The 21,848-nt window shown below is 40.8% G+C and carries 22 protein-coding genes and 1 tRNA gene; 11 read left to right on the top strand and 12 right to left on the bottom strand.

Annotated features, from left to right (window positions below; genetic code table 11):
• The first annotated feature begins 145 nt into the window (after positions 1-145).
• The gene (locus ACFE93_RS05495; RefSeq protein WP_375472361.1) at positions 146-481 is read left to right on the top strand and encodes a hypothetical protein; all 336 of its coding nucleotides are present in this window, start codon (positions 146-148) and stop codon (positions 479-481) included.
• Positions 482-682: 201 nt separating this feature from the next.
• Here ACFE93_RS05495 and pgeF read toward each other — a convergent pair whose 3' ends face one another.
• Positions 683-1,462: a peptidoglycan editing factor PgeF gene (gene pgeF, locus ACFE93_RS05490; protein ID WP_375472360.1), complete on the bottom strand. Its 780-nt coding sequence runs from the start codon at positions 1,460-1,462 to the stop codon at positions 683-685.
• Between the two features lie 77 nt (positions 1,463-1,539).
• On the opposite strand from pgeF, the gene ACFE93_RS05485 reads away from it, so the two are divergent.
• Positions 1,540-2,358 (top strand): biotin--[acetyl-CoA-carboxylase] ligase, encoded by an 819-nt coding sequence (locus ACFE93_RS05485; RefSeq protein WP_375472359.1) that lies wholly within the window; start codon positions 1,540-1,542, stop codon positions 2,356-2,358.
• A gap of 91 nt (positions 2,359-2,449) precedes the next feature.
• On the top strand, positions 2,450-4,024 hold the full coding sequence (locus tag ACFE93_RS05480; protein ID WP_375472358.1) for a M23 family metallopeptidase: 1,575 nt from the start codon (positions 2,450-2,452) through the stop codon (positions 4,022-4,024).
• A gap of 80 nt (positions 4,025-4,104) precedes the next feature.
• Here the strand turns inward: ACFE93_RS05480 and ACFE93_RS05475 are convergent, their stop codons facing one another.
• Complete coding sequence (locus ACFE93_RS05475; RefSeq protein ID WP_375472357.1) at positions 4,105-4,785, bottom strand: riboflavin synthase; 681 nt, start codon at positions 4,783-4,785, stop codon at positions 4,105-4,107.
• 340 nt (positions 4,786-5,125) lie between these two features.
• On the opposite strand from ACFE93_RS05475, the gene ACFE93_RS05470 reads away from it, so the two are divergent.
• The 3 genes from ACFE93_RS05470 to ACFE93_RS05460 all read left to right on the top strand — a co-directional run bounded on the left by ACFE93_RS05470 (position 5,126) and on the right by ACFE93_RS05460 (position 8,905).
• A complete protein-coding gene (locus ACFE93_RS05470) occupies positions 5,126-5,623 on the top strand; it encodes a bifunctional nuclease family protein (protein WP_012406891.1) in 498 nt (165 codons plus the stop codon).
• 149 nt (positions 5,624-5,772) lie between these two features.
• The gene (locus ACFE93_RS05465) at positions 5,773-6,903 is read left to right on the top strand and encodes an aldo/keto reductase (protein ID WP_375472356.1); all 1,131 of its coding nucleotides are present in this window, start codon (positions 5,773-5,775) and stop codon (positions 6,901-6,903) included.
• Between the two features lie 193 nt (positions 6,904-7,096).
• On the top strand, positions 7,097-8,905 hold the full coding sequence (locus tag ACFE93_RS05460) for an ABC transporter ATP-binding protein (protein WP_375472365.1): 1,809 nt from the start codon (positions 7,097-7,099) through the stop codon (positions 8,903-8,905).
• 24 nt (positions 8,906-8,929) lie between these two features.
• Here ACFE93_RS05460 and ACFE93_RS05455 read toward each other — a convergent pair whose 3' ends face one another.
• Positions 8,930-9,085, bottom strand: coding sequence for a hypothetical protein (locus tag ACFE93_RS05455; protein WP_375472355.1), 156 nt, complete (start codon positions 9,083-9,085; stop codon positions 8,930-8,932).
• 118 nt (positions 9,086-9,203) lie between these two features.
• Here ACFE93_RS05455 and ACFE93_RS05450 point away from each other — a divergent pair, with 118 nt between their 5' ends.
• Together ACFE93_RS05450 and ACFE93_RS05445 are read left to right on the top strand one after the other, a co-directional pair.
• Positions 9,204-9,752: a restriction endonuclease gene (locus ACFE93_RS05450; protein ID WP_375472354.1), complete on the top strand. Its 549-nt coding sequence runs from the start codon at positions 9,204-9,206 to the stop codon at positions 9,750-9,752.
• The gene (locus tag ACFE93_RS05445) at positions 9,749-10,294 is read left to right on the top strand and encodes a hypothetical protein (RefSeq protein ID WP_375472353.1); all 546 of its coding nucleotides are present in this window, start codon (positions 9,749-9,751) and stop codon (positions 10,292-10,294) included. The genes ACFE93_RS05450 and ACFE93_RS05445 overlap by 4 nt, the downstream gene beginning before the upstream one ends.
• 29 nt (positions 10,295-10,323) lie before the next feature.
• Here the strand turns inward: ACFE93_RS05445 and ACFE93_RS05440 are convergent, their stop codons facing one another.
• From ACFE93_RS05440 to ACFE93_RS05430, 3 genes are all read right to left on the bottom strand, one after another.
• Entirely contained in the window at positions 10,324-10,554 is a 231-nt protein-coding gene (locus ACFE93_RS05440; RefSeq protein ID WP_375472352.1) for a type II toxin-antitoxin system HicB family antitoxin, read from the bottom strand.
• Between the two features lie 88 nt (positions 10,555-10,642).
• On the bottom strand, positions 10,643-12,211 hold the full coding sequence (locus tag ACFE93_RS05435; protein WP_375472351.1) for a HEPN domain-containing protein: 1,569 nt from the start codon (positions 12,209-12,211) through the stop codon (positions 10,643-10,645).
• Positions 12,212-12,423: 212 nt separating this feature from the next.
• Positions 12,424-13,305, bottom strand: coding sequence for a LysR family transcriptional regulator (locus ACFE93_RS05430; protein ID WP_375472350.1), 882 nt, complete (start codon positions 13,303-13,305; stop codon positions 12,424-12,426).
• 645 nt (positions 13,306-13,950) lie between these two features.
• Between ACFE93_RS05430 and ACFE93_RS05425 the strand changes: the two genes are divergently transcribed.
• Together ACFE93_RS05425 and ACFE93_RS05420 are read left to right on the top strand one after the other, a co-directional pair.
• Complete coding sequence (locus ACFE93_RS05425) at positions 13,951-14,508, top strand: hypothetical protein (protein WP_375472349.1); 558 nt, start codon at positions 13,951-13,953, stop codon at positions 14,506-14,508.
• A 78-nt stretch (positions 14,509-14,586) separates the two neighbouring features.
• The gene (locus ACFE93_RS05420; RefSeq protein ID WP_375472348.1) at positions 14,587-15,231 is read left to right on the top strand and encodes a DUF3318 domain-containing protein; all 645 of its coding nucleotides are present in this window, start codon (positions 14,587-14,589) and stop codon (positions 15,229-15,231) included.
• Between the two features lie 281 nt (positions 15,232-15,512).
• Here ACFE93_RS05420 and ACFE93_RS05415 read toward each other — a convergent pair whose 3' ends face one another.
• Positions 15,513-16,310 (bottom strand): 7-carboxy-7-deazaguanine synthase QueE, encoded by a 798-nt coding sequence (locus tag ACFE93_RS05415; protein WP_375472347.1) that lies wholly within the window; start codon positions 16,308-16,310, stop codon positions 15,513-15,515.
• A gap of 198 nt (positions 16,311-16,508) precedes the next feature.
• Here ACFE93_RS05415 and ACFE93_RS05410 point away from each other — a divergent pair, with 198 nt between their 5' ends.
• The gene (locus tag ACFE93_RS05410; protein ID WP_375472346.1) at positions 16,509-17,558 is read left to right on the top strand and encodes a sugar transferase; all 1,050 of its coding nucleotides are present in this window, start codon (positions 16,509-16,511) and stop codon (positions 17,556-17,558) included.
• 298 nt (positions 17,559-17,856) lie between these two features.
• On the opposite strand, the gene ACFE93_RS05405 is transcribed toward ACFE93_RS05410, so the two are convergent.
• The 5 genes from ACFE93_RS05405 to rsfS form a co-directional block, all read right to left on the bottom strand.
• A complete protein-coding gene (locus tag ACFE93_RS05405; protein ID WP_375472345.1) occupies positions 17,857-19,311 on the bottom strand; it encodes a YcjF family protein in 1,455 nt (484 codons plus the stop codon).
• A gap of 103 nt (positions 19,312-19,414) precedes the next feature.
• Positions 19,415-19,491 (bottom strand) — tRNA-Met (locus ACFE93_RS05400).
• A gap of 46 nt (positions 19,492-19,537) precedes the next feature.
• Entirely contained in the window at positions 19,538-20,491 is a 954-nt protein-coding gene (locus tag ACFE93_RS05395) for an asparaginase (RefSeq protein WP_375472344.1), read from the bottom strand.
• A gap of 94 nt (positions 20,492-20,585) precedes the next feature.
• Positions 20,586-21,086, bottom strand: a complete 501-nt coding sequence (locus tag ACFE93_RS05390; RefSeq protein ID WP_375472343.1) for a CGLD27 family protein — start codon at positions 21,084-21,086, stop codon at positions 20,586-20,588.
• A complete protein-coding gene (gene rsfS, locus ACFE93_RS05385) occupies positions 21,083-21,541 on the bottom strand; it encodes a ribosome silencing factor (RefSeq protein ID WP_375472342.1) in 459 nt (152 codons plus the stop codon). The genes ACFE93_RS05390 and rsfS overlap by 4 nt, the downstream gene beginning before the upstream one ends.
• Between the last annotated feature and the right edge of the window lie 307 nt (positions 21,542-21,848).

Below are 21,848 nucleotides of genomic sequence, written 5' to 3'. Positions count from 1 at the left end.
TCTCATGCTTTATTTACCTTTTTTTAAATAATAAAAAGTGGGATGCTCCCCTTTTACAGCTTGGTCAAAAAAAATCTATTTAGCAGAAATAGCATTAGTTTCTTGCTTGAGTATTAGCATCAACTATTCACAGGACACTAGTTCTGTGATGTTAATACCTGCTGCTGTTTTTTTGCTAAATGATTTGCTGTATCAGATCAGACATTGTAAATTCTCTACAAAAAGAATGTTTGTTTGGTTAGCAGGAGTTTGCTGTGTTGCAATCCAAACAGCAGTTATTCATGGCTGGCTCATCCACTCTCTAGCAAAGCACTGGAAAGTGAAAGCAGGGGAATTGCCATACTTTATGAAAGTAACTATTTTCGCCCTACCGAGTTATGCTGTTTTAGGAATCACTATAAGTATTTTAGTTTTAGCAATTAGTTCCCTTCGTAAAAAACAGATTCTAAAATTTGAATCATTTAATCGGGTGTCAATATAATTCGTAATTGATAATTCATAGTTTGTAGTTGCAATCAGTACTTGTGTACACTCCATTGATTGTTGACCACTGAATCACAAACTTTGGTGCTTACTGTATAACCATTTAATTACGAATTACGTAGCTTGCTTATCGTCAGAGGCGAGTATTACGAATTAGTAATTATTTGGTTATTATTGATGCTAAACTTTAAAACCAGTTTTACCTTTTACCGCTAACAATACCTGACCATTGCACCTTTTTCTCTTTTTCCCGACGGTAAGAAAAGAAATGCTCTGGAGTTTGGAAAGTACAATAAGGTGCGATCGCAATTTGTTCTGCACTAATCCCCATATTTTCCAGTTGTAAGCTATTCACTCGTCGCACATCCAGCCGTACCTTACCTGGATTGGGGTCTTTCAGTAAGGGTGAATTTGCTAGTTCATGCAATGCCGTTACAATTTTTTCTTCGTCATTATGTGATATAATACTAGCCCCGATTTCGGCAGCCACCTCAATAGAGACTTGGTAAACCTCACCAGCGATCGCCGGGCCCATCGCAATGCGTAAATCATCGAGTTTACTGCCTTGAGATTGCAATCGAGCGATCGCCAAGGGCACAATCTTTTTAGCAGTCCCCCGCCAGCCTGCGTGTAATGCTGCCACCCGTCCAGTTTGCACATCCCCAATCAACACGGGTGTGCAGTCTGCGCTAGCTACCCAAACTGCTTGTAGAGGCTGCTCGCTGATTAAACCATCTGCCGATGCGAAATCTTCCTCAGCAGAGCTTAAGAAGCTTTCAACTTCTTGAGGGGTGAGAACAGTATTGCCATGAACCTGCTTTAAGCGATAGACTGATGCCTCTGGTTGCAATACTTCTGTAATAACTTGTGGCGATCGCGGCCAAAACTGCTGGGTAAAAAAGCCGTGATGCCAACGTTCCAGAATACTACAAGTTAGATAGGGCAGTCCTTCCCAATTGTGCCAGTGCCAAGTGTGCATCTTCAACCAAACCTAAACAGAAATCACTCATTAGCCAATCAATGCTAACTTGAACAACGGAATTTGGGTTAACTGCTGTGGGATTTAATCTGCAAAACTTGGAAACAGCCTTGCAAGCAGGGCGTAAGCATACATATTTACCATTTTCCCTTCATTTTTTTGAAAGCGTCTCCTCAACCAACCAAACCCTCTGGAACTTACTCAACCAAGGGGCTATTTCAGGAACAGTAGTAATCGCAGCTGTGCAATCTGCTGGGCGGGGACAATGGGGCCGCCAGTGGATTTCTCCGGCTGGGGGATTATATGTTTCTGTGGCGATTTCTTTCGACCATAAAATAGAGGCTACTGACAGCTATCAGCTAACTTTTGCGACTGCTTGGGGAATTGCATCGCAATTGCGCCAATGCGGTATAGATGTTGGCATAAAATGGCCCAATGATTTAGTTTTAAATGGTCGCAAACTAGGCGGCATTTTGACAGAAACAAAAGTCAACAAAGGACAAATCACCCAAGCAGTAATTGGTGTTGGTATTAACTGGACAAACCCAGTACCAGAAACTGGAATCAATCTGGAATCGTGGCAAGCTTCCCAAGATAGCAGACCAATTTCTTGTCTGGAAATGTTAACCTCTAGAGTCTTGCTAGGAATAGAATCCGGTATGGAGTGCCTTGACCAAGAAGGAGTAAATATACTCTTGTCTCGCTATCTAGACTTACTTACAAACATTGGCGATCGGGTCTACGTCAATAATCTTTCAGGTACAGTAGTTGGGGTGACTCTTCAAGGAAATTTACGAGTTGATTTAGAAACACATGATACAAAGGAATTAATTACACCGGAAATTTATATTGAACCCGGTACAATCAGTTTGGGATACCATAAATCTTCCGTTTAAATTTGAGGTTTGTTCAAAATTTCGCTCTTTGGGCAAGACAAACCACTAGCATCATCTCTTCCTTGCTAATTACACACAACTGAGAGAACAAATGACGCAGCGCAATAATTCTGCCCATCATCGTTTGCATTACCTATGGCAGCAAGGTCTAACAAAAAAACGTTTTGCCTCAACGTTACCAGCTCAGAGCCTCTGTTGGCTGAGTAGCGTTAGCCTCCTTAGCGGTGGCTTCGTGTTTGCCCAAACGGAAGCACAAATAGACAACATCGTTCCCACTGTTGAAAGTTCTCAGCCAACAGCCGTTACAAATCCAGTTAAAGCCTCAACTTTTAAAAAACAGGCTGTTGCGCCGGAAGCCCCTCAAGCGCAACCGGAATTTTCCCAACGGCGAGCCAAACTCAGACAGAGACTAGGCAAGAAGCCAGAGGTTGCTCAATCAAAAGAGCCGATTAGGCAATCTACACCCAAAATCGAAGCTGCCCAACCTGTTATGATTATCAGACAGTCAAAGCCTAAAGTAGAAACTTCTCAGTTTACTCCTATAAAGGTGAGACAGGAAAAACCCAATACCCCTGCCCGCTATGCACCTGAAAAACTTCCAGTAGTTGCTCAACCATCAAATAACTCCAACAGCCCTGTCAGTGCAACGGCGGAGAAAACCAAGGATTATAATAATGCCTATATCGATCCTAATAGTTATGACAGTGGTGCAACAGCTACTTATCAAGCACCAAACTCTGTAATTGTTACAGAACGCTCCAGTGGTTGTCGAGCCATTTTGCCATCAGGGCAAAGTGTATTAGGCGGCGTTTGCGCCAAAGTACCTCAAAAAAGTGTAGCTAATTCTAATGGTAAACCAGCACCTAATTGGCTCAGAAGAAGTCAAAATGCCCAATTACCAGTAGTTCCACCCGTGCGACAGATTGCCACTACTGGCAACACCAGTAGATGGCGTGCTGCTCAAAGTGGTTCTAGCGGTGTCACCAAGAGCGCATTTCGCCCGAATCGGTTTATCCCGACTCCCACTGAATTCAGCCCCACAAGAGTGAGTGCAGCTCCCATTGCACCGAGTGGTGGGACTTTACCGCCACCAATGGCAGATGGCAACATTGCACCCCGTCCCAGCAACGTAGCTTACGACTTCTCACTGGCATCAGTATTGCCACAAATCCCCTACATGGGGAGAGTCGCCTATAGTGGTACGGGAATGATGTATCCACTATCTATTCCCGCTCCCATTACTTCTTTGTTTGGTTGGCGAATTCATCCAATCACAGGTAATCAACGCTTCCATGCTGGTACAGACTTGGGTGCGCCTACGGGAACACCAGTTTTGGCAGCTGCTGCGGGTCAAGTGGAAACTGCTAACTGGGTGGGTGGTTATGGTTTAACCGTTATTCTAAATCACAAATCTGCTGAACAAACTCTCTACGGTCACATGTCAGAAATCCTCGTGCAACCCGGTCAATGGGTACAACCTGGAACTGTCATTGGTCTAGTTGGCAGCACCGGGAATTCCACAGGCCCTCACTTGCACTTTGAAGTTCGTCACCTGACACAAGATGGGTGGGTTGCTACTGACCCAGGCGTGGAATTACAAAGTGGCCTCAGCCAGTTAGTGCGAGGCTTACAGACCGCTCAGGTAAGCCAGCAACCAGGCAGTTAAAAGAAAGTCAGGAGTGAGGAGTGAAGAGTTATGAATTTAAAACTCCTAACTACCTAACTCCTAACTCCTAACTTTTTTAATTACAAATACCCGTGTTCTGCTAAGAATGCGGGTGTAATGCCATCTATACTATTGTCATCAGAGGGTGTAGCGTGTAGGTTGCCAGAAGAAAGGAATTTTTCGACGTATTTGCCGAGAATATCCCCTTCTAGATTCACCAAACTGCCTGCAACCAAATAACGAAGATTTGTCTCGCTGTATGTGACGGGAATTATCGCCACCTTGAATTGGGAGAGTTCTGGCTCATAAGCGGCGACTGTGAGGCTGATACCATTGACGGCAATGCTACCTTTGGGGACAATGTACCGTGCGATCGCTTCGGATGCAATAAAAGTCATTTCCCAAGAACTAGCCGTTTGTTCCGCCACTAGCAATCGACCGATGCCGTCTACATGACCCATCACAAAATGACCGCCAACTTTGCTGCCTACCTTTAGCGACGCTTCTAAATTGACATATCTCTGTTGCGTTTGCTCACCTCCCAAAGTGGTGCGGCGTAGAGTTTCCGGTGAAGCAGTAACAAAAAACCCGTCTTTTAAAACTTGTTCCACTGTCAGGCAAACACCATCTACAGCAACACTGTCACCATAAGCCAAATCTTGCATAATTACTTCACCCGACTGGCTTACACAAGTAATTTGCCAAGAATCGCCCCCTAAGGGTTCCATCGTTCCTAATGCTTGGATTAATCCTGTAAACACGGCTTTTTTGTCAAACTAACTCTATTTATTGCCTAATTTTGCCTAAAATCAATTGGTAATTGTCACAGAAATCTCAAACATCCAAATATATTTTCTGACTTTTTTTCGCATAGGAATATTAACACATTAGCATCCTTCACAGGGCATACTTGGGTAAGAAGGTTATTGTCTAAGAAGACGAATTTGACTTACTCTGGTTTTCACCACAAGTTCGGAGTTTAATAGAAGCAATTATAGAGAACGAATGCTTATGTTTATTACTGTCACCAAACCGCCTAAAAATGGGTGCTATTTAATACACGGCATCCAAGGCTCTCAAAGCATTGTAGAGGCTTAGGCAATGATTGAAATGAAAGTCGCTGGCATAGCATTAGATGCCATAACCCGCAGCCCGATTGTCCTTTTGAAAGATTCTTCAGATCGGCGGGCTTTGCCAATTTACATTGGTCAGGAACAGGCTAGGGCAATTATGGGCGCACTGGAGAATCAGAAGCCTCCTAGACCCTTAACTCACGACCTGATTGTGAATCTTCTAGAGACTTGGAACATGACTCTAGAAAAGGTAATTATTCATTCCCTGCAAAAGGATACATTTTATGCAGCTTTAATTGTCCAGCAAGGCGAAGTCAAAAAAGAAATTGACGCGCGTCCTAGCGATGCGATCGCTATTGCCCTCCGTACAAATACTCCCATTTGGGTAATGGAAGAAGTGATTGCCGATGCTTCTATCCCTGTTGATCGCGATGCAGATGAAGCCGAACAGCAAGCCTTCCGGGAATTTATCTCCAATCTCCGTCCAGAAGATTTGATCAAGCGCTTTGGTAATGGCGACAGCTAGGAAAGTGCTGAGTGCTGAGTGCTGAGAAAGAGTAGAGAATCTTAAAAGTAAATTCTTTATTCTTTCTTTTTCACTTTTTCATTCTTGTAGAGACAATATTAATCGTCTTTCTACTCAGGACTCAGGACTCACTACTCAGGACTCAATTTATGCAATACCGACGCTTTGGAAAAACGAATCTGCGCCTCTCGGTTTTTTCCTTGGGAACAATGCGCTACTTGGCTTCTTTTGAAAATGCTCACCAGACTATCGAAGAAGCCTTAGCGTTAGGAATTAATCATCTAGAAACTGCCAGAGGTTACGGCAAAAGTGAGGAGTATCTTGGTAGGGCGCTAAAAGCTGGGTTGTCAGTACCCCGAACGAGGCTTTATGTCACTACCAAAATTTCAGCCACAGCAGATGCTGACACCATGCGTCGGTGCATCGACGAATCTCTAGAACGATTACAACTAGATTATTTAGATTGCTTAGGGGTTCATGGTTTGAACACTTGGCAACATTTGGAGTGCGTGCAAGCTAAAAATGGCTGTATGCAAGCAGTGGAGGAAGCTGTTGCTGATGGTCGAGTGCGACACGTTGGTTTTTCCACCCACGGGCCATTAGAAGTAATTCAAGCAGCAATTAATACAGATTTATTTGAATTTGTCAATCTGCACTATTACTATTTTTTTCAACGGCACGCACCAGCGATTCAACTAGCTGCCGAAAAGGATATGGGCATTTTCATTATTTCTCCTGCTGATAAGGGAGGACGCCTCTACACGCCACCCCAAACCCTAAAAGACTTATGTCAGCCGTATTTACCCTTAGAACTAAACTATCTATTTTTACTTCTTGATACTCGTATTACTACTTTAAGTATAGGCCCAGCTAACCCAGAGGAATTAAGGGAACCTTTGCAAATTGCTGACCATGATAAAGAGTTAAAATTAGCAGAAATTTCCGCTTTTCAGCGTTTAGAAAATCAGCAAAAACTTGCTTTGGAAACTGATAATTGTAGCCAGTGTTATGCTTGTTTGCCCTGTCCAGAAAATATCAATATTCCAGAGGTATTGCGGTTACGTAATCTCGCAGTGGCATACGACATGAAAGACTATGGACAATATCGTTACGCAATGTTTGAAAATGCCGGTCACTGGTTCCCTGGAATGAAAGGCAACCGTTGTACAGAATGTGGTGATTGTTTGCCTCGCTGTCCAGAAAAGTTAGATATTCCAGCTTTGTTAAAAGATACTCACCAAAAATTAAGTGGGAAAGCAGGTCGGAGATTGTGGGGATAAAAATGTAAACAGAATTCAGAATATCCGTTAACCTCAGTATGAGAGTCACCACTTAGTCGCACACCCATGATTTTAGCTCCTGAGTTCTAAGTTATTTTTTGGTAAAATTAATAAAGATTAAATAAAGTCTGGAAAATCCGCCCAAGCTGGGGTATCTCGCGCAAAGAAAGATGAAGATTAAAAAAAAAGAAATATCCTACGCCAATCACTGACGGTTTTCCGTTACAGTGGACGGGCTGTAAGTTTAGTATGGACTACTAGCCGATCGCTTACTATTCTTCTGGCTGGTTTAACTTTAGGGGCTGGTCTTTTACCGGCAGCGATATCCTACATTAGTAAATTAATTGTTGATGCTGTGGTATTTGCATCTCAAGTTAGTTTACAAAACAATGGTTTTGTCAATATTTATCCGTCTCTATTTTATGTAGGATTAGAAGCGATCGCTGTAATTCTACTAGCAGGTAGTCAACGGGGTATCATCATTTGTCAGTCTTTATTGCGGGCGCTAATGGGTCAGCGAGTAAATGTACTCATCTTAGAAAAAGCGCTGACACTGGATCTTAGGCAGTTTGAAGATTCAGAATTTTATGACAAATTGACCAATGCCCGACGAGAAGCATCAGTTCGTCCTCTTTCCCTAGTAAGCCGCACCTTTGGATTGGTGCAAAATGCCCTTTCCCTAATTACCTACGGCATTTTGCTAGTACATTTCTCAGTTTGGGCGGTGGTGGTACTGATTTTAGCAGCTATGCCTGTATTTATTGCAGAAACAAAGTTTGCTGGAGAAGGCTTTCGTTTGTTTAGTTGGCGTGCGCCAGAAACTCGTCAACAAAACTACTTAGAAAATCTACTAGCAAGAGAAGATTTTGTCACAGAAGTCAAACTCTATCAGCTGGGAGAGATGCTGCTAGAACGTTACCGCAACCTGTTTGAGCAACTTTATGGCGAAGACCGCGATTTGACTCTGCGGCGAGGACTTTGGGGATATCTCCTAAGTTTAGTCAGTACTGGTGCTTTTTACCTAGCTTATGCTTGGATTGTGTTGGAAACAGTGCTAGGTAAGATTTCCTTGGGAGATATGACAATGTATCTTACTGTGTTTCGCCAAGGACAATCTACTTTCTCCAATGCCCTCACTTCTATTGGAGGGATGTATGAGGACAATCTATATCTATCAAATCTTTACGATTTTCTGGAAGAAGAAGTACCAAAATCTTGGGGTAAAGCAACCATTGGTTTAAATTCCCAAGATGGTATCCGTTTTGAGAATGTCTCATTTACTTATCCGGGAAATTCCAAGCCAGCATTGAGAAACATTTCGCTGCATTTGAAACCCAGAGAGAAACTGGCAATTGTGGGTGAAAACGGTTCTGGTAAGACTACCTTAATCAAACTACTTACCCGACTCTACACCCCTGACTCTGGGCGAATTTTCTTAGATGGCTTGGACTTGCAAGAATGGGATGTGGATGTATTGCGGCGTCGCATTGGTGTGATTTTTCAGAACTTTGTCCGCTACCAGTTCACTGTGGGGGAGAATATTGGCGTAGGCGATGTAGAACATCTCGAAAACAAAACACAGTGGCAAACTGCTGCACAAAAAGGCATGGCCCAATCTTTTATTGACCAATTACCTCAAAACTTTCAGACTCAGCTTGGTCGTTGGTTTAAGGGAGGACAAGAACTTTCTGGGGGACAGTGGCAGAAGATTGCTTTGTCTCGTGCTTTTATGCGATCGCAAGCAGATATCTTGGTCTTAGATGAACCAACATCAGCAATAGATGCCCAAGCTGAGTTTGAGATTTTCAATCATTTTCGCGCTATTACTCAAAATCAGATGGTACTTTTGATTTCCCATCGCTTCTCGACGGTAAGAATGGCTGACAAAATTCTAGTTATAGAAAACGGGGAAGTTATAGAACAAGGAACTCACGAAGATTTGTTAAAGCTAGGAGGACGTTATGCCAAGTTGTTTCTGTTACAAGCAGCTGGTTATCAATAGGAAAAGAAGCTAGCAGACTTTGTTTTAGATAGCGATCGCACTTGTAACCGTACCATTTGAGATTTCTCTACAATATTTATACAACAAGGTGAAGTTTGAGCCTGTTGAGTCGGAAGGGGAAAGTGCTGATGTTGAGGGATTGGTGTAAGGTGCGTAAGCGTAGCCCGCCGCAGCAGGCATCACATTTTGTTTCTAAATTACGCATTATTGAACGTTTTATATTTAACATAAATGATATAAATTCTTCAGTATGTATTTTTTGAAGATAGAACAGCAGTGCTACATTTGAAACGAAATCATGCCTACAGCTAAAGAGTATGAAGCTAAAATTGCAAACTATAAATGGGATGATTTAGTCCAATTGTGGTCAGAAATTGAGTCAGGTGATACTCCTGGTTGGGGTGCAGGTAAAGCATTAGAGTATTTAGTTTTACGAGCCTTTGAACTGGATGGTGCTGAAGTAACCTGGCCTTATAGTGTACGAGTCGATGGAGATGAATTAGAACAAATTGATGGAGTAGTTTATTTAGAAGGTTTAGCTTGTATTATAGAATGCAAAGATGAATGTGAAGCAGTAGATATTTTACCAATTGCGAAGCTAAGAAATCAACTATTACGCAGACCTGCAACAATTACTGGTATTGTATTTAGTCGTAAGGGATTTACACCAAATGCTGTGAAATTAGCGAGATTGGTTTCACCCCAAACTATACTCTTATGGGAAGGAGAAGAAATTAAGTATTCGCTCCAAAATAAATGTATAATTAGGTCGTTAATCAAAAAATATCGACATTGTATTGAACATGGTCTTCCCGATTACAATATTACAATTGAGGTTAAAATATGACCCAAGCTTATATACTTACAGAAGGAAATCGAGACATAGTAATTTTAAAATGCTTGCTACCACAACCTATTATTCAAGAAATTAAATTTGTAGATGGTTCCGGTCAGTATGGAGCACAATCGTTAGCGAGTACACTCCTGGCTACTAGATCAATTCCTGTTGCTCTAGTGACGGATGCAGATACAGAAGATGATTCACTTGTGAGTGAACAATTAGACACACTCAATTATTTGCTCCGTCAAGCATCTCCTGGAATTCCTTTTAAAGTTTTACTGGCAGTTCCAGAAATAGAGATAATCTTAGTACAAAATCGTCCGTTGATTGAAAAATTAGCTGAACGTACCTTTACTGATTTAGAATGGCAACTTGCTCAGAGCAAGCCAAAAATGTTTTTAGAAGCAGTTTTAGGCAAAGATACACCAGTTATTCAAAAAATACTAACTAGTGCTAGTAATGATGAAATACAGACATTGCAACAATATCCATTAATACAAGACCTGATTAATTTTTTATCATTAGTTGCTGCTACACCTACAGTTTAAATTGATTAATAAATAATCAAAGTGAAGATTTAAGCCACTTTTAACGGTTTCTGAGGAAAAGTAATAGGCTCTGGCAAAGGTTTTCCTTGCTCTTTATACCATTCAATCAGAGACTCAATTACTTCCTGTCCATGTTTAGCGGCTTCTTCATAACTCTTACCATGAGTATGGAATTGCTGCCAAGGGAATTCCGGTAAGTGTACTAAGTAGCAATTATCTTCATCTGACCATTGAATTACCATACTGTAGCGATAATTCATTCTTCCTCTAAGTATTGCTTTAAAAAACAAATTACAACTACAGCTTTCTAGTAAAAATAGATTTAATTTTTGAATCCTCAAATCCTAGCTACTTAACTAAGCATATTTCCAGTAAAATTTTAAGTTTTTTACTTAAATTAAAAAGCTCCTGACCCTTAACAACATATCTTGAATCAGATTTTTTATTCTCTGAATTAGAGGACAAATGAGTTAAACTTCCTCTTGTATCTCTGACTTGTTTGCTAAATGAATTTTTTTCATCTTCACTTTGGAAAAAATTGTCTGGTATACATTCCTGATACACATTTATTAAATCTTCTAATCTTTCTTTCAAAGAATATTCATTCAGATAGGTTAGCTTTTTCTTAATTGCTTTTATAAAGTTAGTAATCATTGTTTGAAAAATTGGAAACTCTGGTAGACTATAGTCACTCAATTCTGAAGGAATACTATCACTTAAAACTGGAATAACAACATTTTTATAAGTTTTCTCATCTATATATATTCCCTTATGAGAAATTCTATGAAATGCCTCTATTGGCTGAGCCATACTTAAGAAAAAATCATTAATATGTCGTCTGGGTATGTATGTTAGACGTAGGTATAAATCAAGAATCGGTTCTATTTTTACTGTATTTAATTCCCAGGATTCTAAAATTTTGGATGACATATCTTTGATATCATCAAAATAAAATAACACTTTTATTTTGTCTAATTCATTTGCTTCTATTTTGCTTTCTGAAACTTGGTAATAAATATTAATAGTAATTAACTTCTCTTTTTCTTCTTCAACAGCTTTAATTTCGTTGCCAAATTGGTGAAGTTCAAAACCTAAATTACTCTTAGCTACTTTTTCAGGTTGTGTTAGACCTAAAATTATAGACCTCCTTATATCTTCAGGAATTATTTTCTCTTTTTCAATAGTTATAATACTTGTTTTTATTTCATAAGGATATATCATTTGTCCAGACGCAAAAATTAATAAATCTTGAACAATATTTACTACATCAATAAAATCTTTTAGACTTCTTTTGCCATCAGAACGAATAATTATTGAATTATTTATTTTTAGATTAATTTCCTTAAACTTTTTTCCAAAAAACTTCATTAATTGTATATTCTGTACATTAGGCTGTTGCTCACATATTAAAATCGAAAAATTTGATAATTTTCCAAGTTCAATAGGCTCTAATATTTCCTGCTTAACTTTTAGCTCTTTAACTTGAGTATTGTCTTGATTTAGTTCGTATTCGATTTGAAAATTAGATATATCTACCCAATCCTCTAAAAACGTATATTTGACTGAAATACTATGTAGAGCAATGTCATCAAATGATTTGAAGTGATGACCACGTAATATATAACTTGGATAAATTTCACTTGTTGGTATTCCTGTCTTAAAATTGAAAGGCTGAAAAAACTCACACAGCGTTACTTGTTCGCCGGTGACAAGATAACCATGTATGATAGGAAATTTAATGTCATTTTGAATCTCACCTTCAACATCAATTTCTTGTAACCGTTCCAAGATGTCTTGTAGTTGACCAAATAAATATAATTTTGGTGGTTTGTCAGGAGAGAATGTGAGACGGCCAAATATTTCTCTATCTTGAGCATCTGGAAGAAACCAAACACCATCTTCTTCAAAACCTTTCATCCTCTTTCTCTCTTCAACACTTAAGGGAATATTTGTGTTGATTATAACAATATAAATTTGTAGAAGTGCAAAAAGCGCAATCGTCCTCTCCCCCAGCATTTCCCACCAACTTAGATAAAATCATTATGGTGCTAGTTAACCCTAAATCTTTGGCAAAAATAAAGCTAACTCGTGTTCGCGTAGGATCTCCGTCAGAAGAGAACCGTCATTTATCAACAAATACTTCTGACAACTTGTAGAAATTCCCTTAGCACAGGTGTCATATCTTCTTCCCGCCACACTATAGCTGTTTCTACTAATGGTGTTTTCTCCTCTAGAGTACGATAAACTACACCAGTTCTCTGAAGATTTTGCAATGAAGACGGTGTGATCGCAATCCCCATTCCTGCTGAAACTAATCCGATAATCGTCTGCATCTGAATCGCTTCTTGAGTCACTTTTGGGCTAAAGTTTCCTTGCTGACAAAGACTTACAATTTGGTCGTACAGTCCCGGCCCCAAATGGCGAGGGAACATGATAAAGTTTTCGTTTACTAGCGATCGCACTGAAATCTTTTCTTGTTCAGCTAAAGGATGAGTTTTTAACATAGCTACAATTAAAGCTTCTTGCTGAATGCATTCTTGATTAAGTGTGTTGTCTTCTAAAGGTGGATGGGCAAAACCTACATGGATGTGGCGATTTTGTAGCGCTTGCTCTTGCTGAGTTGTGGTTAATTCTTGCAATACCAACTCTACTTCTGGAAACTGTTCTCTAAACCGCCGCAAAATCACAGGAAGCAAATCGTAAGTTACCAAACTGGTAAACCCAATTCGTAATTGTCCCTTTTCACCTCTTCCCGTTTTTTGGGTTAGCTCAATTGCTTTTTGGAGTTGAGCTAAAAGTTGATAAGCTTCTTGCAAAAAAACTTCCCCTGCTTCCGTTAACTGCACCTGTCGTTTGGTTTTACGGTGAAATAGTTCTACTCCCAATTGTGCCTCTAATTGCTGAATTTGCTGACTTAAGGGCGGTTGAGCGATGTGCAGTCGCTCGGCGGCTCTACTGAAGTGCAGTTCTTCAGCGACAGCAATAAAGTAGCGCAGATGTCGCAGTTCCATTTTTTTGGATATTTTATAAGTTTCAATTTTCTATAAATATATAAATGCAGAGAAACGCAAATAGCGCAGGCTTTTTAGAAAATTTGTAATAAAAACTAAAGGTGCGATCACTATAATTAATACTGTTTTACACATAAAAGTTCTTGATACTCACAATCAAAAATGCATTGTTCACTACAATTATTCCATGAAAACAATTTGTTGCTTGTAATAGAAAACTGTAAGTTGAAGTTTTTATGTATATTTTTTAAATCCTCAGATGCTATGTATAAATTATTTATACTTTGCTTAAAATTTTAAATTTAATTAAAAATCTTCCCACCATGCTTTATCTAGCAAGATATTCATTCAACCTATAAAATAATATTCAAATTTAAGCTAGTTAGTGCTATATCCTTCACTAGCTAAGATTTGAAAAATAGTAATTATCGTTTCTTTAATAATAAGCAAAAGTCATTCAAAAAATATCATTCATAGTGCCGAACGCTCGTCTATTTTTCTTATCTTCAATGCCCCCCATGACCATACCCAATACCCTAATTGCATACTTCTATAGGATTAGAAGTATCCACACCAACCCAAACAACTACCCCTAGCAGGTTAAACTAGGTCTGGTAACAACTGCTCCACGTTCTTGAGGCTTTTATGGGAGCTAACCTCAAACAGATTGCCAACTATTTAGACAACCTTGGTTGGGACTACCGTCTTGATGATGAAAAAGACCGAATTATAACAGGTGTGGAAGCTGATAACTTAGAAGATTTCCTAATAGTTGTCCAACTGGATGAAGAAGGAAAATTTTTTCGGGTATTTGCCCCTCAAGTTTTGGCAGGAATCCAAGACCATCCTCACAAGGCAGCTATCCTTCAGACAATGCTTGCCATTTCTTGGGAAACCAAAATGTTGCAATGGGAGTACGACCCATTCGATGGTGAAATTCGTGCCATTATTGAGTTTCCTTTAGAAGACTCGATTCTCACAGAAAGACAATTTCACCGTTGTCTGAGTGGATTAGTTCAGATTGTGGATGGCATAGCAATACCTCGCCTGCAAGAAGTAATGGCAACAGGTCTCGATCCGGGGAATATAGAACTTGGGGAAAGACTATTACTCAGTATCCAAGAAGAAGCCCCAGGATTGTTAGATTTACTAGAAAAAGCGATGGAGGCGCGAAAAAAGCGAGGAAGTTTTCCTAGTGAGTGAGACGGATCATCACTTAAATAGCTATACTCCAAAGTGATACCCTCACTATATACTGAAATTTTCTGGGGCTGGATATTTATGACATCCTATGCAACCTCCTCTGCCAAAACGGAAATGAGCGAACTTCGGCGGTTGAAAGCCTTACTACCACCAGAACTGCAAAGCTGGGTCACGGTTGAAGGCACAACTGAGGTCAATCCACCCCTGGTTCGCTGCGAAGAAATTGGTAAAGACCAGGTAGAAATTCAAATTGATTTGGTGAAATGGGATGCCCTCGCAATGGATCAGCGTAATCTGCTGTTCTGGCATGAGGTTGCTCGCGTTCAAAATGACACAATTCCTAAAGATGGTTGGGAAATGGCAGCACTAGCCATCGGTTTAGGTGGTGCTGTAGGGGAATTGTGGGTACAAGATGGATTGCTGCTGGTGTTAGCTTTGTCGCTTTGTGGCGTGTCAGGCTGGCGACTGTACCAAAAGAATAATGGGGAAAAGCAACTAAGAGAATTGCTCAATGCTGATGAGAAAGCGATCGCTTTAGCAACTCGTTTTGGTTATAGCCTCCCTAATGCCTACAAGAGTCTCGGTAGCGCCTTGAAAACCCTGATTGATAATACTGCTAGTAAGCGTCAACGCTCGAAATACGAAGCAAGACTCTCTGCTCTCAAACGCAGTGCCAATAAGGCAAAAGCTAAATCTAAAACTCCAGATGAGGGCGCACTATAGCAACCATAAATTAGGTTGGGGGGTATTTGCTCACCCCCCCGAAATAGCTAAATTAACGTGGCTTTAACGAACCTCTCCCTGCCTTGAACTTTAGTTCAAGTTTCTCTCTGAGTTGGAGAAGGAAGATTTTACGTAATAAAACCTCTTAGTGGTACTTTTGATTTAGCTAATTAGACTGCCTACTAAGGAGGCTGCTGCCTCCCTAATTAGCGACAACAGCCCAATTACGATTTCATAAAATCTTACTTTTTTCTTGACTACATCTTTATCAAACTCAAATTTTACAACTGGTTCAGCATTTTATGCGTTTGGGGGATCACGCGCACGTGCTTGACAAACCCCTTCATCAAAGCTTGCCATGTCAAAACTTGATCGCTGGAAGGCGCAAGTACAGGTACTGGAGAAAATTGTTCTGATACAGCCAAAGGCGTGACAGGTTGTAAAAATACTGGGATATCTGGACTAACCTCTGCCACCAACGAAGCTGAACGTTGCAACTCGGCGGGATCTGTGTTTTGAGACACAATTATCTTGACAAAAACATTTAAATATGAGTCATAACATAACTGGAGAAATTTACTATGTTCTTGCCAATGACTTTCGCCGCTAACACTGGGCAATTTGAAATCCATACCTACAGAGTCTAAGTATGGGATAATCATTGCTAGTTGTTCTGGGCGATGTCCGCCGGTTTCTAAGTATATAGGTAGACCAGTTATGGCTCGGACTTGGGGTAGAAACTGCATTAGAAATGAGGCATGAAGAAGTGGTTCGCCGCCAGTTAAGCTAATGCTATCGTGTAAACAAGGTAGATTTTGCTGTTCCACCCATTCGATTAATATGGGTAATGGAATGGGGTTAGAGTGGATTTCAAAATCGCGCAATCCAGGCGATCGCTCTATCCGACAAGTAGTAGGTGCACTCCAAGTGTGGGCACTATCACAAAAGTGACAGCGCAAATCACACAAAGCAAAACGAATAAATATCTGACGTGTCCCTACATTCAGTCCTTCTCCTTGAATAGCAGAAAAGACCTCAATCAGGCGTGCGGTAGGTGTAACCGTATTTTTAGCAATCATTTGATCAGAGCAACGCGATCGCGCTGCGTCGGCACAACAGCAAGGATGTTTTTTGGCTTCTTGTTCTATTGTGAATCGTCGCTAGCGATCTCCAATCTCAGCCCCGGTAAATAGTAGTTAGTCCTGATTACCACTAATTCCGATATTAGGTTCAGTAATTTTGTAGGACAAAGTAATGTTTGGCAGATTACATTATACATGGCAACGAAAGTGCAGAGCTTCATGACTAGCCAACCGACAGAGGTCGATTTTCCAGTTAATTCCCTTAACGACACGGCTATAGTACAGATGCCGACGCGGTTGAGCGTGCTGGAGGCTTTAGGCTTTAAGCAAACCTGCCAAGGCTTAATCCAGCCCAATTCACATCCCAAGCAAATCATCATTGACTTTCACCAAACTACTTTTATCGATAGTAGTGGTTTAGGTGCCCTAGTAAGTAATTTTAAATACGCTCAAACTCAGGGGATTACATTAACACTGCGGAATGTAACACCTCAAGTCATGGCAGTCTTAAAACTCACAGGGTTAGATCAGGTTTTTCCTCTAGAGCTTCTAGGGGATCGGTCGTTAATAGAACAAGATGACGTAGTAGATAATCGCAAGACAACTTCCCGTAAAGTAGAGCAGTTACCCACTACTCACCCTTCTATGGCATCTTGGATGAAACGGTTCTTAGATATTGTCGGGTCAGTGATTGGTTTATTAATTACAGGAATTTTGTTTATTCCAATTGCGATCGCTATTCAAATTAACGATCCCGGGCCCATTTTCTTTAGTCAAATTCGTTGTGGCTGGATGGGGAAACAGTTTAAAATTTGGAAATTCCGCTCTATGTGTGTGGATGCGGAAGCGAAGAAATCCCAAGTTAAGAACCAAGTGCAAGGTGCTTTTTTCAAGAATGCGAATGATCCCAGAATTACTAAGGTAGGACGCTTGTTACGGCGAACTAGTCTTGATGAATTACCCCAATTTTGGAACGTCCTCAAAGGAGAGATGAGTTTAGTAGGCACTCGACCACCGACACCCGATGAAGTGGAACGCTATGAAGTACCAGAGTGGCAACGTTTAGATGTAAAACCCGGTATGACTGGCGAATGGCAAGTAAATGGACGTTCTACAGTCCGTAGTTTTGAAGATGTAATTCGTCTGGATTTGCAGTATCAAAAAAATTGGAGTTTAGTGTACGATTTAAAGCTAATTTTCAAAACTATAGCTGTTCTGTTTAATAGAAACAGTGGTGCTGTTTAGTTAATTATCCTTATTCACAATTTTTTGAGAACTTGCAATTCTCACGATATTCTTAAATACACCCAAGCTTAAAATAGGCTTGGGTAAATTTTAGGTTTATTTACTGCACTACGCAAGTGTCAGCTAAGTTTAGATTTGAGATTTTAGACCGATCCCAGAGATGAATCCTCTTGATAAAAACATTTATGTATTTTTATCCTCTATTAAAATCAGGGTTTGAAACAAATTTTGGATTTTGAATCATTCAATTCAAAATCCAAAATTCAAAATCTAAAATTTGGTAATCTTGTGTATGAGATTATCCCATTGCCTTTTGAACACCAACTACTTCAACCGGCTGCACCTCTGGCAACAAACGCTTCACACCTTGCTTAACAAACCCCTGCAAAAAACCAATCTGCTGATTTTGCTGAAATACCTTTTGCAAAGTTTGCCGCAAATTATCCAAATTTAAACCAGTTCCAGAATCTATCGCTATTTCCTGCTGTTGGAAATACTCAACTAGGCTTAACCCTGCGACTCTAGTCAGATAAGCCGCACTTACTCCCTGCACTACGCCACCAGCAACAAAGGTAACGGCATTACTTTTCAGAACAGTACTAATAGCCTTTGTAGAAAGTTCAACTAAACCCAATTTCAGCATCAAACTTACCATTGTTCCAGCTACGGTTTGCGCCTGTTTCAAGGAAAATTTCTGCTGATAGATATTACCCAAATCCATTACCATTTGAGCATTAATTGCCGCAGTTGCCAGAATATCAAAGGCTGGTACTGGATTAGCAAAGGCAGCGGCAGCAGCTATCCACTGATATTGTTCAATAATTGGGGTGGCGCGATCGCGTCTGGTTTCATTCAGCCAATTTTTCGCCTCAGCTTTCAACAATCCGGCTTTCCTCATGGTAGTTACCCAAACTAGCCGTTGTCTTTGCTGTGCTAAAACTTCACCCAACTGTTGAGTTAACTGCTGGATATCTGCTGCTGGTTGCTCCATCCACTCTTGCACAGAACCATCAACCTCATGCTTTCGGACTTTGATGGCAATGGGAGAGGCCGCAGTTGCAACTACATTTCCCTGCATCCGCTGTTTCAATTGACTAAAGATGTTGGCGCTTTCATCGGTTAAATACTGGTCTTGTTTGTTGAAAACCAGCATATTAGGCTGATTTGCTGCCTTTAGTTGCTGTAAGGTTTGAAATTCTGAGTCTGTCAAATCACCGTTTGTCAGAAATAGAACAAAATCAGATTTTGCTACTTCTGTCAAAATAGCCGCATCTGAATTTTCTCCCACTTCTCTAAATAAAGGTGCTGTTTCTTGTAAAGACACGAAGTTTCGTGTCTCTATTTGCTCTAACAATTGAATTAAAGTACTTTTACCCACGGATTTCCCGCCAGTCACAGCTACTTTAATTTGTTGTCTGTCTGATTCCAGCAACAATTGGGTAACTTGTTCTCTGAGTGTCTCTAAAGCTGGATGGTTTTCTGCTTCTTGTGCTAGTTGGTTAATTACAGTTTCAGTTTTAGCGATCGCACTTTCCACTGTTGTCCGATCCACCTTCATACCATCTAGCTGCTCTAAACTGTCTTTGGGGCGATTTTGCCGAAATAGCCACAAACCACCGCCTACAGCTAAGGCACTCAACAAACCAAACTCACCCGCTTGCACTATAGAATCGTGCCAACTGTCCAACATCCATAGAGAAAAGGACAGTCCCAATCCTCCCACTAAAATTGGTCGCTGCAACTTCACAACCATGATTCTCCGCGCTTTTTGGATGGCTATTTCTTCCAGAATAGATCAAAATAAAACAAAACCCTGCAATCTTCACTGATTGTAGGGTTTTGTTTTACATTTTATTTGGTGGCGGGAAGTGGATTTGAACCACTGACCTTCGGGTTATGAGCCCGACGAGCTACCAGGCTGCTCTATCCCGCGTCGCTCTTAACTTTTATAGTATAACTTATAGTCAAGAGTTTGGCAACTACAAAAATGATAATTCTCCAATTACTTCTAAACGCTTGTATTTTCCCAAGGTGACAAACTTTTCTGATAAACTTTCGGCGGCGCTGGGACTAATCCACCCCATTTGCTGGAGTAAGTGAATAGCAACAGCATGTTTTGCCCGTTTCGCCCCATCCATGACTTTGATTGCCAATCCCAAACCTTCACCGAGTCTACCAATGCACTGCACTCCTTCGGCACCACTTTTGCTGACTAGTTCTCCTGGAGTTAAGCGCATCAATTCCGTATCAAATTCTCCATCTCCTGCTACCATAGCGGGGTGATGAGTCATAGCACGGACAATGCGCTCCATATCCAAGTTGGTACTAGAGGCTAGCAGTGCATATAAAGATGCCATGTGACCGAGTTGCATCAGATAAGTTGGTGCGCCACAGTCGTCATGAGCGTTGATAAATTCTGCTGCTGGCATTCGCAGCAACTCTGCTACCTTGCCCAAAATTAACTGTTGTATTGGGTGTTTGCGATCCAAGTAGTTATTCAAGGGCCAATGGCGTTGCTGACAAACAGCTAACATTCCTGCATGTTTTCCAGAGCAATTGTATTCCAGAGGACTTTGTTTGCCTTCAGGAATTGGACACTGGAGTATAGTCGGATCAAGATCCGCCCGCCAAAGGATGTTAAATACCTGTCGGACTTGATCTATTCTTCCTTTATGGGAACTTGTGATAATTGCTAAATCGCGATCGCTGAGTTGATAGCGTTCCAGTGTACCTGTTGTAGTGACAGCTAGTGCCTGAAACGGTTTGAGGGCTGAACGGATAAATGCAGCAGTTTCAGAATTTCCAGCAACAGTTAGAACCCGTCCTCGTTCGTCGCAGACAACAGCTTGGACTATATGCCTGGATTCAATAATACCTTCCCGCAGCAACCGGACTTCCAGTGCTGCGGCTTGAGTTCGTTTTCCCATTGTCATGGGTTTATATTTATTACCTTTTTTAATTAATTAGTCATTGGTCATTGGTCATTAGTCTTTAGCTAATGACTAATGACCAATGACCAATAATTCTTTAAAACAAATGCCAACCTATAGTACCAATAACGTACATTCCCGCCAAGCTAGCAAAGGTAAATTGTAACCGTCGCAGAATGGGTTTGATTTCGTATGCAACAATTAAGCGATCGCGGTTGAGGACTTCCTGTGGCTTTGTCCAAGTTTGACCGTCGTACCAGCCGGACTCTTCATAAAATACTGTGGGACTACAAAGGCGATCGCACACGTAGAACCAGCCTAAATACAACCTTACTAGTATAAGCACTAACCCAACACTTGCTCCAGCTGCACCACAGAGAAGAAAATGTGCAATATACTTGTGAGGGGGAAAACTTGCCGCAGCTATCGGCCCAGCAAAAAGCCAAGATAAACCCCAAATCCAAACAAGTTTCGTGATATACTCGCGCCAATCTAAAGTAGTATCACGAAACAGCCAGGAAGTTTTTAACTCTTCGTATTCATTGAGTGGTTGTTGGTCTGTAGGAACTGGGCAATTTGAAACCGAAGACTTAATCATGTTGGCTTACCCTCACCCTCATCAGATTCTGGAAGGGAAATACGCTCTGCATGAATCCAGAACGCTTCTAAATTATAAAACTCCCGTTCCTTGGGCATCATGATATGAACGATCACATCACCGTAGTCTTGTAGTACCCAACTTCCCTCGATTTTGCCTTCTGTCCTTAAGGGACGGCGTTGCAACTCAGTTTCGACTTTTCCTTCAATTGCTTGAGCGATCGCCCTGACCTGTACCTTAGAATAGCCAGTCATCATTACAAAGTAATCAGCCAGATAAGATACCTCTGTTACTTTGAGCAATAATATCTCACCCGCTTTGCGGTCTGATGCCGCAATCGCGATCGTTGCAGCTAATTTTTCGCTCGCCTCTTCGGTTTGGCCGTGGCTTATTACCGCACTCTTCGTCAGTGGGACAGATTGCAATGGGAAATTTCCTTGGAAATAATCAGTCATTAAACCTCAGGTGCTTTCTTCCTTTTGAAACAATTGTTCACATTTACTTATAAACAACAAACAATTGATCTGACAAATATGTCAATAGGTTTTTTTGAATACTAACAAAAAAACAGCGGTCTATGGGCTTAGTTTGATAATTGGCTGTTTAGATTTCGATATCCGCAACTGCTGATTGCTGATGGTTATTGTGCAGCGATAAATCAACCAATAGCTTTTCGGCAGGAATTGACAGCGAAAATAATCGCAGATTCATCAAACAGCATAATATGTAATGTCAAGCTAGTAATTCGCAGATAACGGGATA

This window comes from uncultured Nostoc sp. (assembly GCF_964247315.1).
Taxonomy (GTDB): Bacteria; Cyanobacteriota; Cyanobacteriia; order Cyanobacteriales; family Nostocaceae; genus Nostoc.
The sequence above is the reverse complement of the archived record's forward strand: the minus strand, read 5'-3'. Positions and strand labels throughout refer to the sequence as shown.

Excerpts from the sequence above, each read along its gene's own strand:
- ACFE93_RS05390 (WP_375472343.1), bottom strand. The coding sequence starts at position 21,086 with ATGATTAAGTCTTCGGTTTCAAATTGCCCAGTTCCTACAGACCAACAA.
- ACFE93_RS05415 (WP_375472347.1), bottom strand. The coding sequence starts at position 16,310 with ATGATTGCTAAAAATACGGTTACACCTACCGCACGCCTGATTGAGGTC.
- ACFE93_RS05395 (WP_375472344.1), bottom strand. The coding sequence starts at position 20,491 with ATGACAATGGGAAAACGAACTCAAGCCGCAGCACTGGAAGTCCGGTTG.
- ACFE93_RS05410 (WP_375472346.1), top strand. The coding sequence starts at position 16,509 with ATGGCAACGAAAGTGCAGAGCTTCATGACTAGCCAACCGACAGAGGTC.
- ACFE93_RS05450 (WP_375472354.1), top strand. The coding sequence starts at position 9,204 with ATGCCTACAGCTAAAGAGTATGAAGCTAAAATTGCAAACTATAAATGG.
- ACFE93_RS05465 (WP_375472356.1), top strand. The coding sequence starts at position 5,773 with ATGCAATACCGACGCTTTGGAAAAACGAATCTGCGCCTCTCGGTTTTT.
- ACFE93_RS05425 (WP_375472349.1), top strand. The coding sequence starts at position 13,951 with ATGGGAGCTAACCTCAAACAGATTGCCAACTATTTAGACAACCTTGGT.
- ACFE93_RS05455 (WP_375472355.1), bottom strand. The coding sequence starts at position 9,085 with ATGCCTGCTGCGGCGGGCTACGCTTACGCACCTTACACCAATCCCTCA.
- ACFE93_RS05470 (WP_012406891.1), top strand. The coding sequence starts at position 5,126 with ATGATTGAAATGAAAGTCGCTGGCATAGCATTAGATGCCATAACCCGC.
- ACFE93_RS05405 (WP_375472345.1), bottom strand. The coding sequence starts at position 19,311 with ATGGTTGTGAAGTTGCAGCGACCAATTTTAGTGGGAGGATTGGGACTG.
- ACFE93_RS05445 (WP_375472353.1), top strand. The coding sequence starts at position 9,749 with ATGACCCAAGCTTATATACTTACAGAAGGAAATCGAGACATAGTAATT.
- ACFE93_RS05435 (WP_375472351.1), bottom strand. The coding sequence starts at position 12,211 with ATGAAAGGTTTTGAAGAAGATGGTGTTTGGTTTCTTCCAGATGCTCAA.
- ACFE93_RS05430 (WP_375472350.1), bottom strand. The coding sequence starts at position 13,305 with ATGGAACTGCGACATCTGCGCTACTTTATTGCTGTCGCTGAAGAACTG.
- ACFE93_RS05420 (WP_375472348.1), top strand. The coding sequence starts at position 14,587 with ATGACATCCTATGCAACCTCCTCTGCCAAAACGGAAATGAGCGAACTT.
- rsfS (WP_375472342.1), bottom strand. The coding sequence starts at position 21,541 with ATGACTGATTATTTCCAAGGAAATTTCCCATTGCAATCTGTCCCACTG.
- ACFE93_RS05480 (WP_375472358.1), top strand. The coding sequence starts at position 2,450 with ATGACGCAGCGCAATAATTCTGCCCATCATCGTTTGCATTACCTATGG.
- ACFE93_RS05440 (WP_375472352.1), bottom strand. The coding sequence starts at position 10,554 with ATGAATTATCGCTACAGTATGGTAATTCAATGGTCAGATGAAGATAAT.
- pgeF (WP_375472360.1), bottom strand. The coding sequence starts at position 1,462 with ATGCACACTTGGCACTGGCACAATTGGGAAGGACTGCCCTATCTAACT.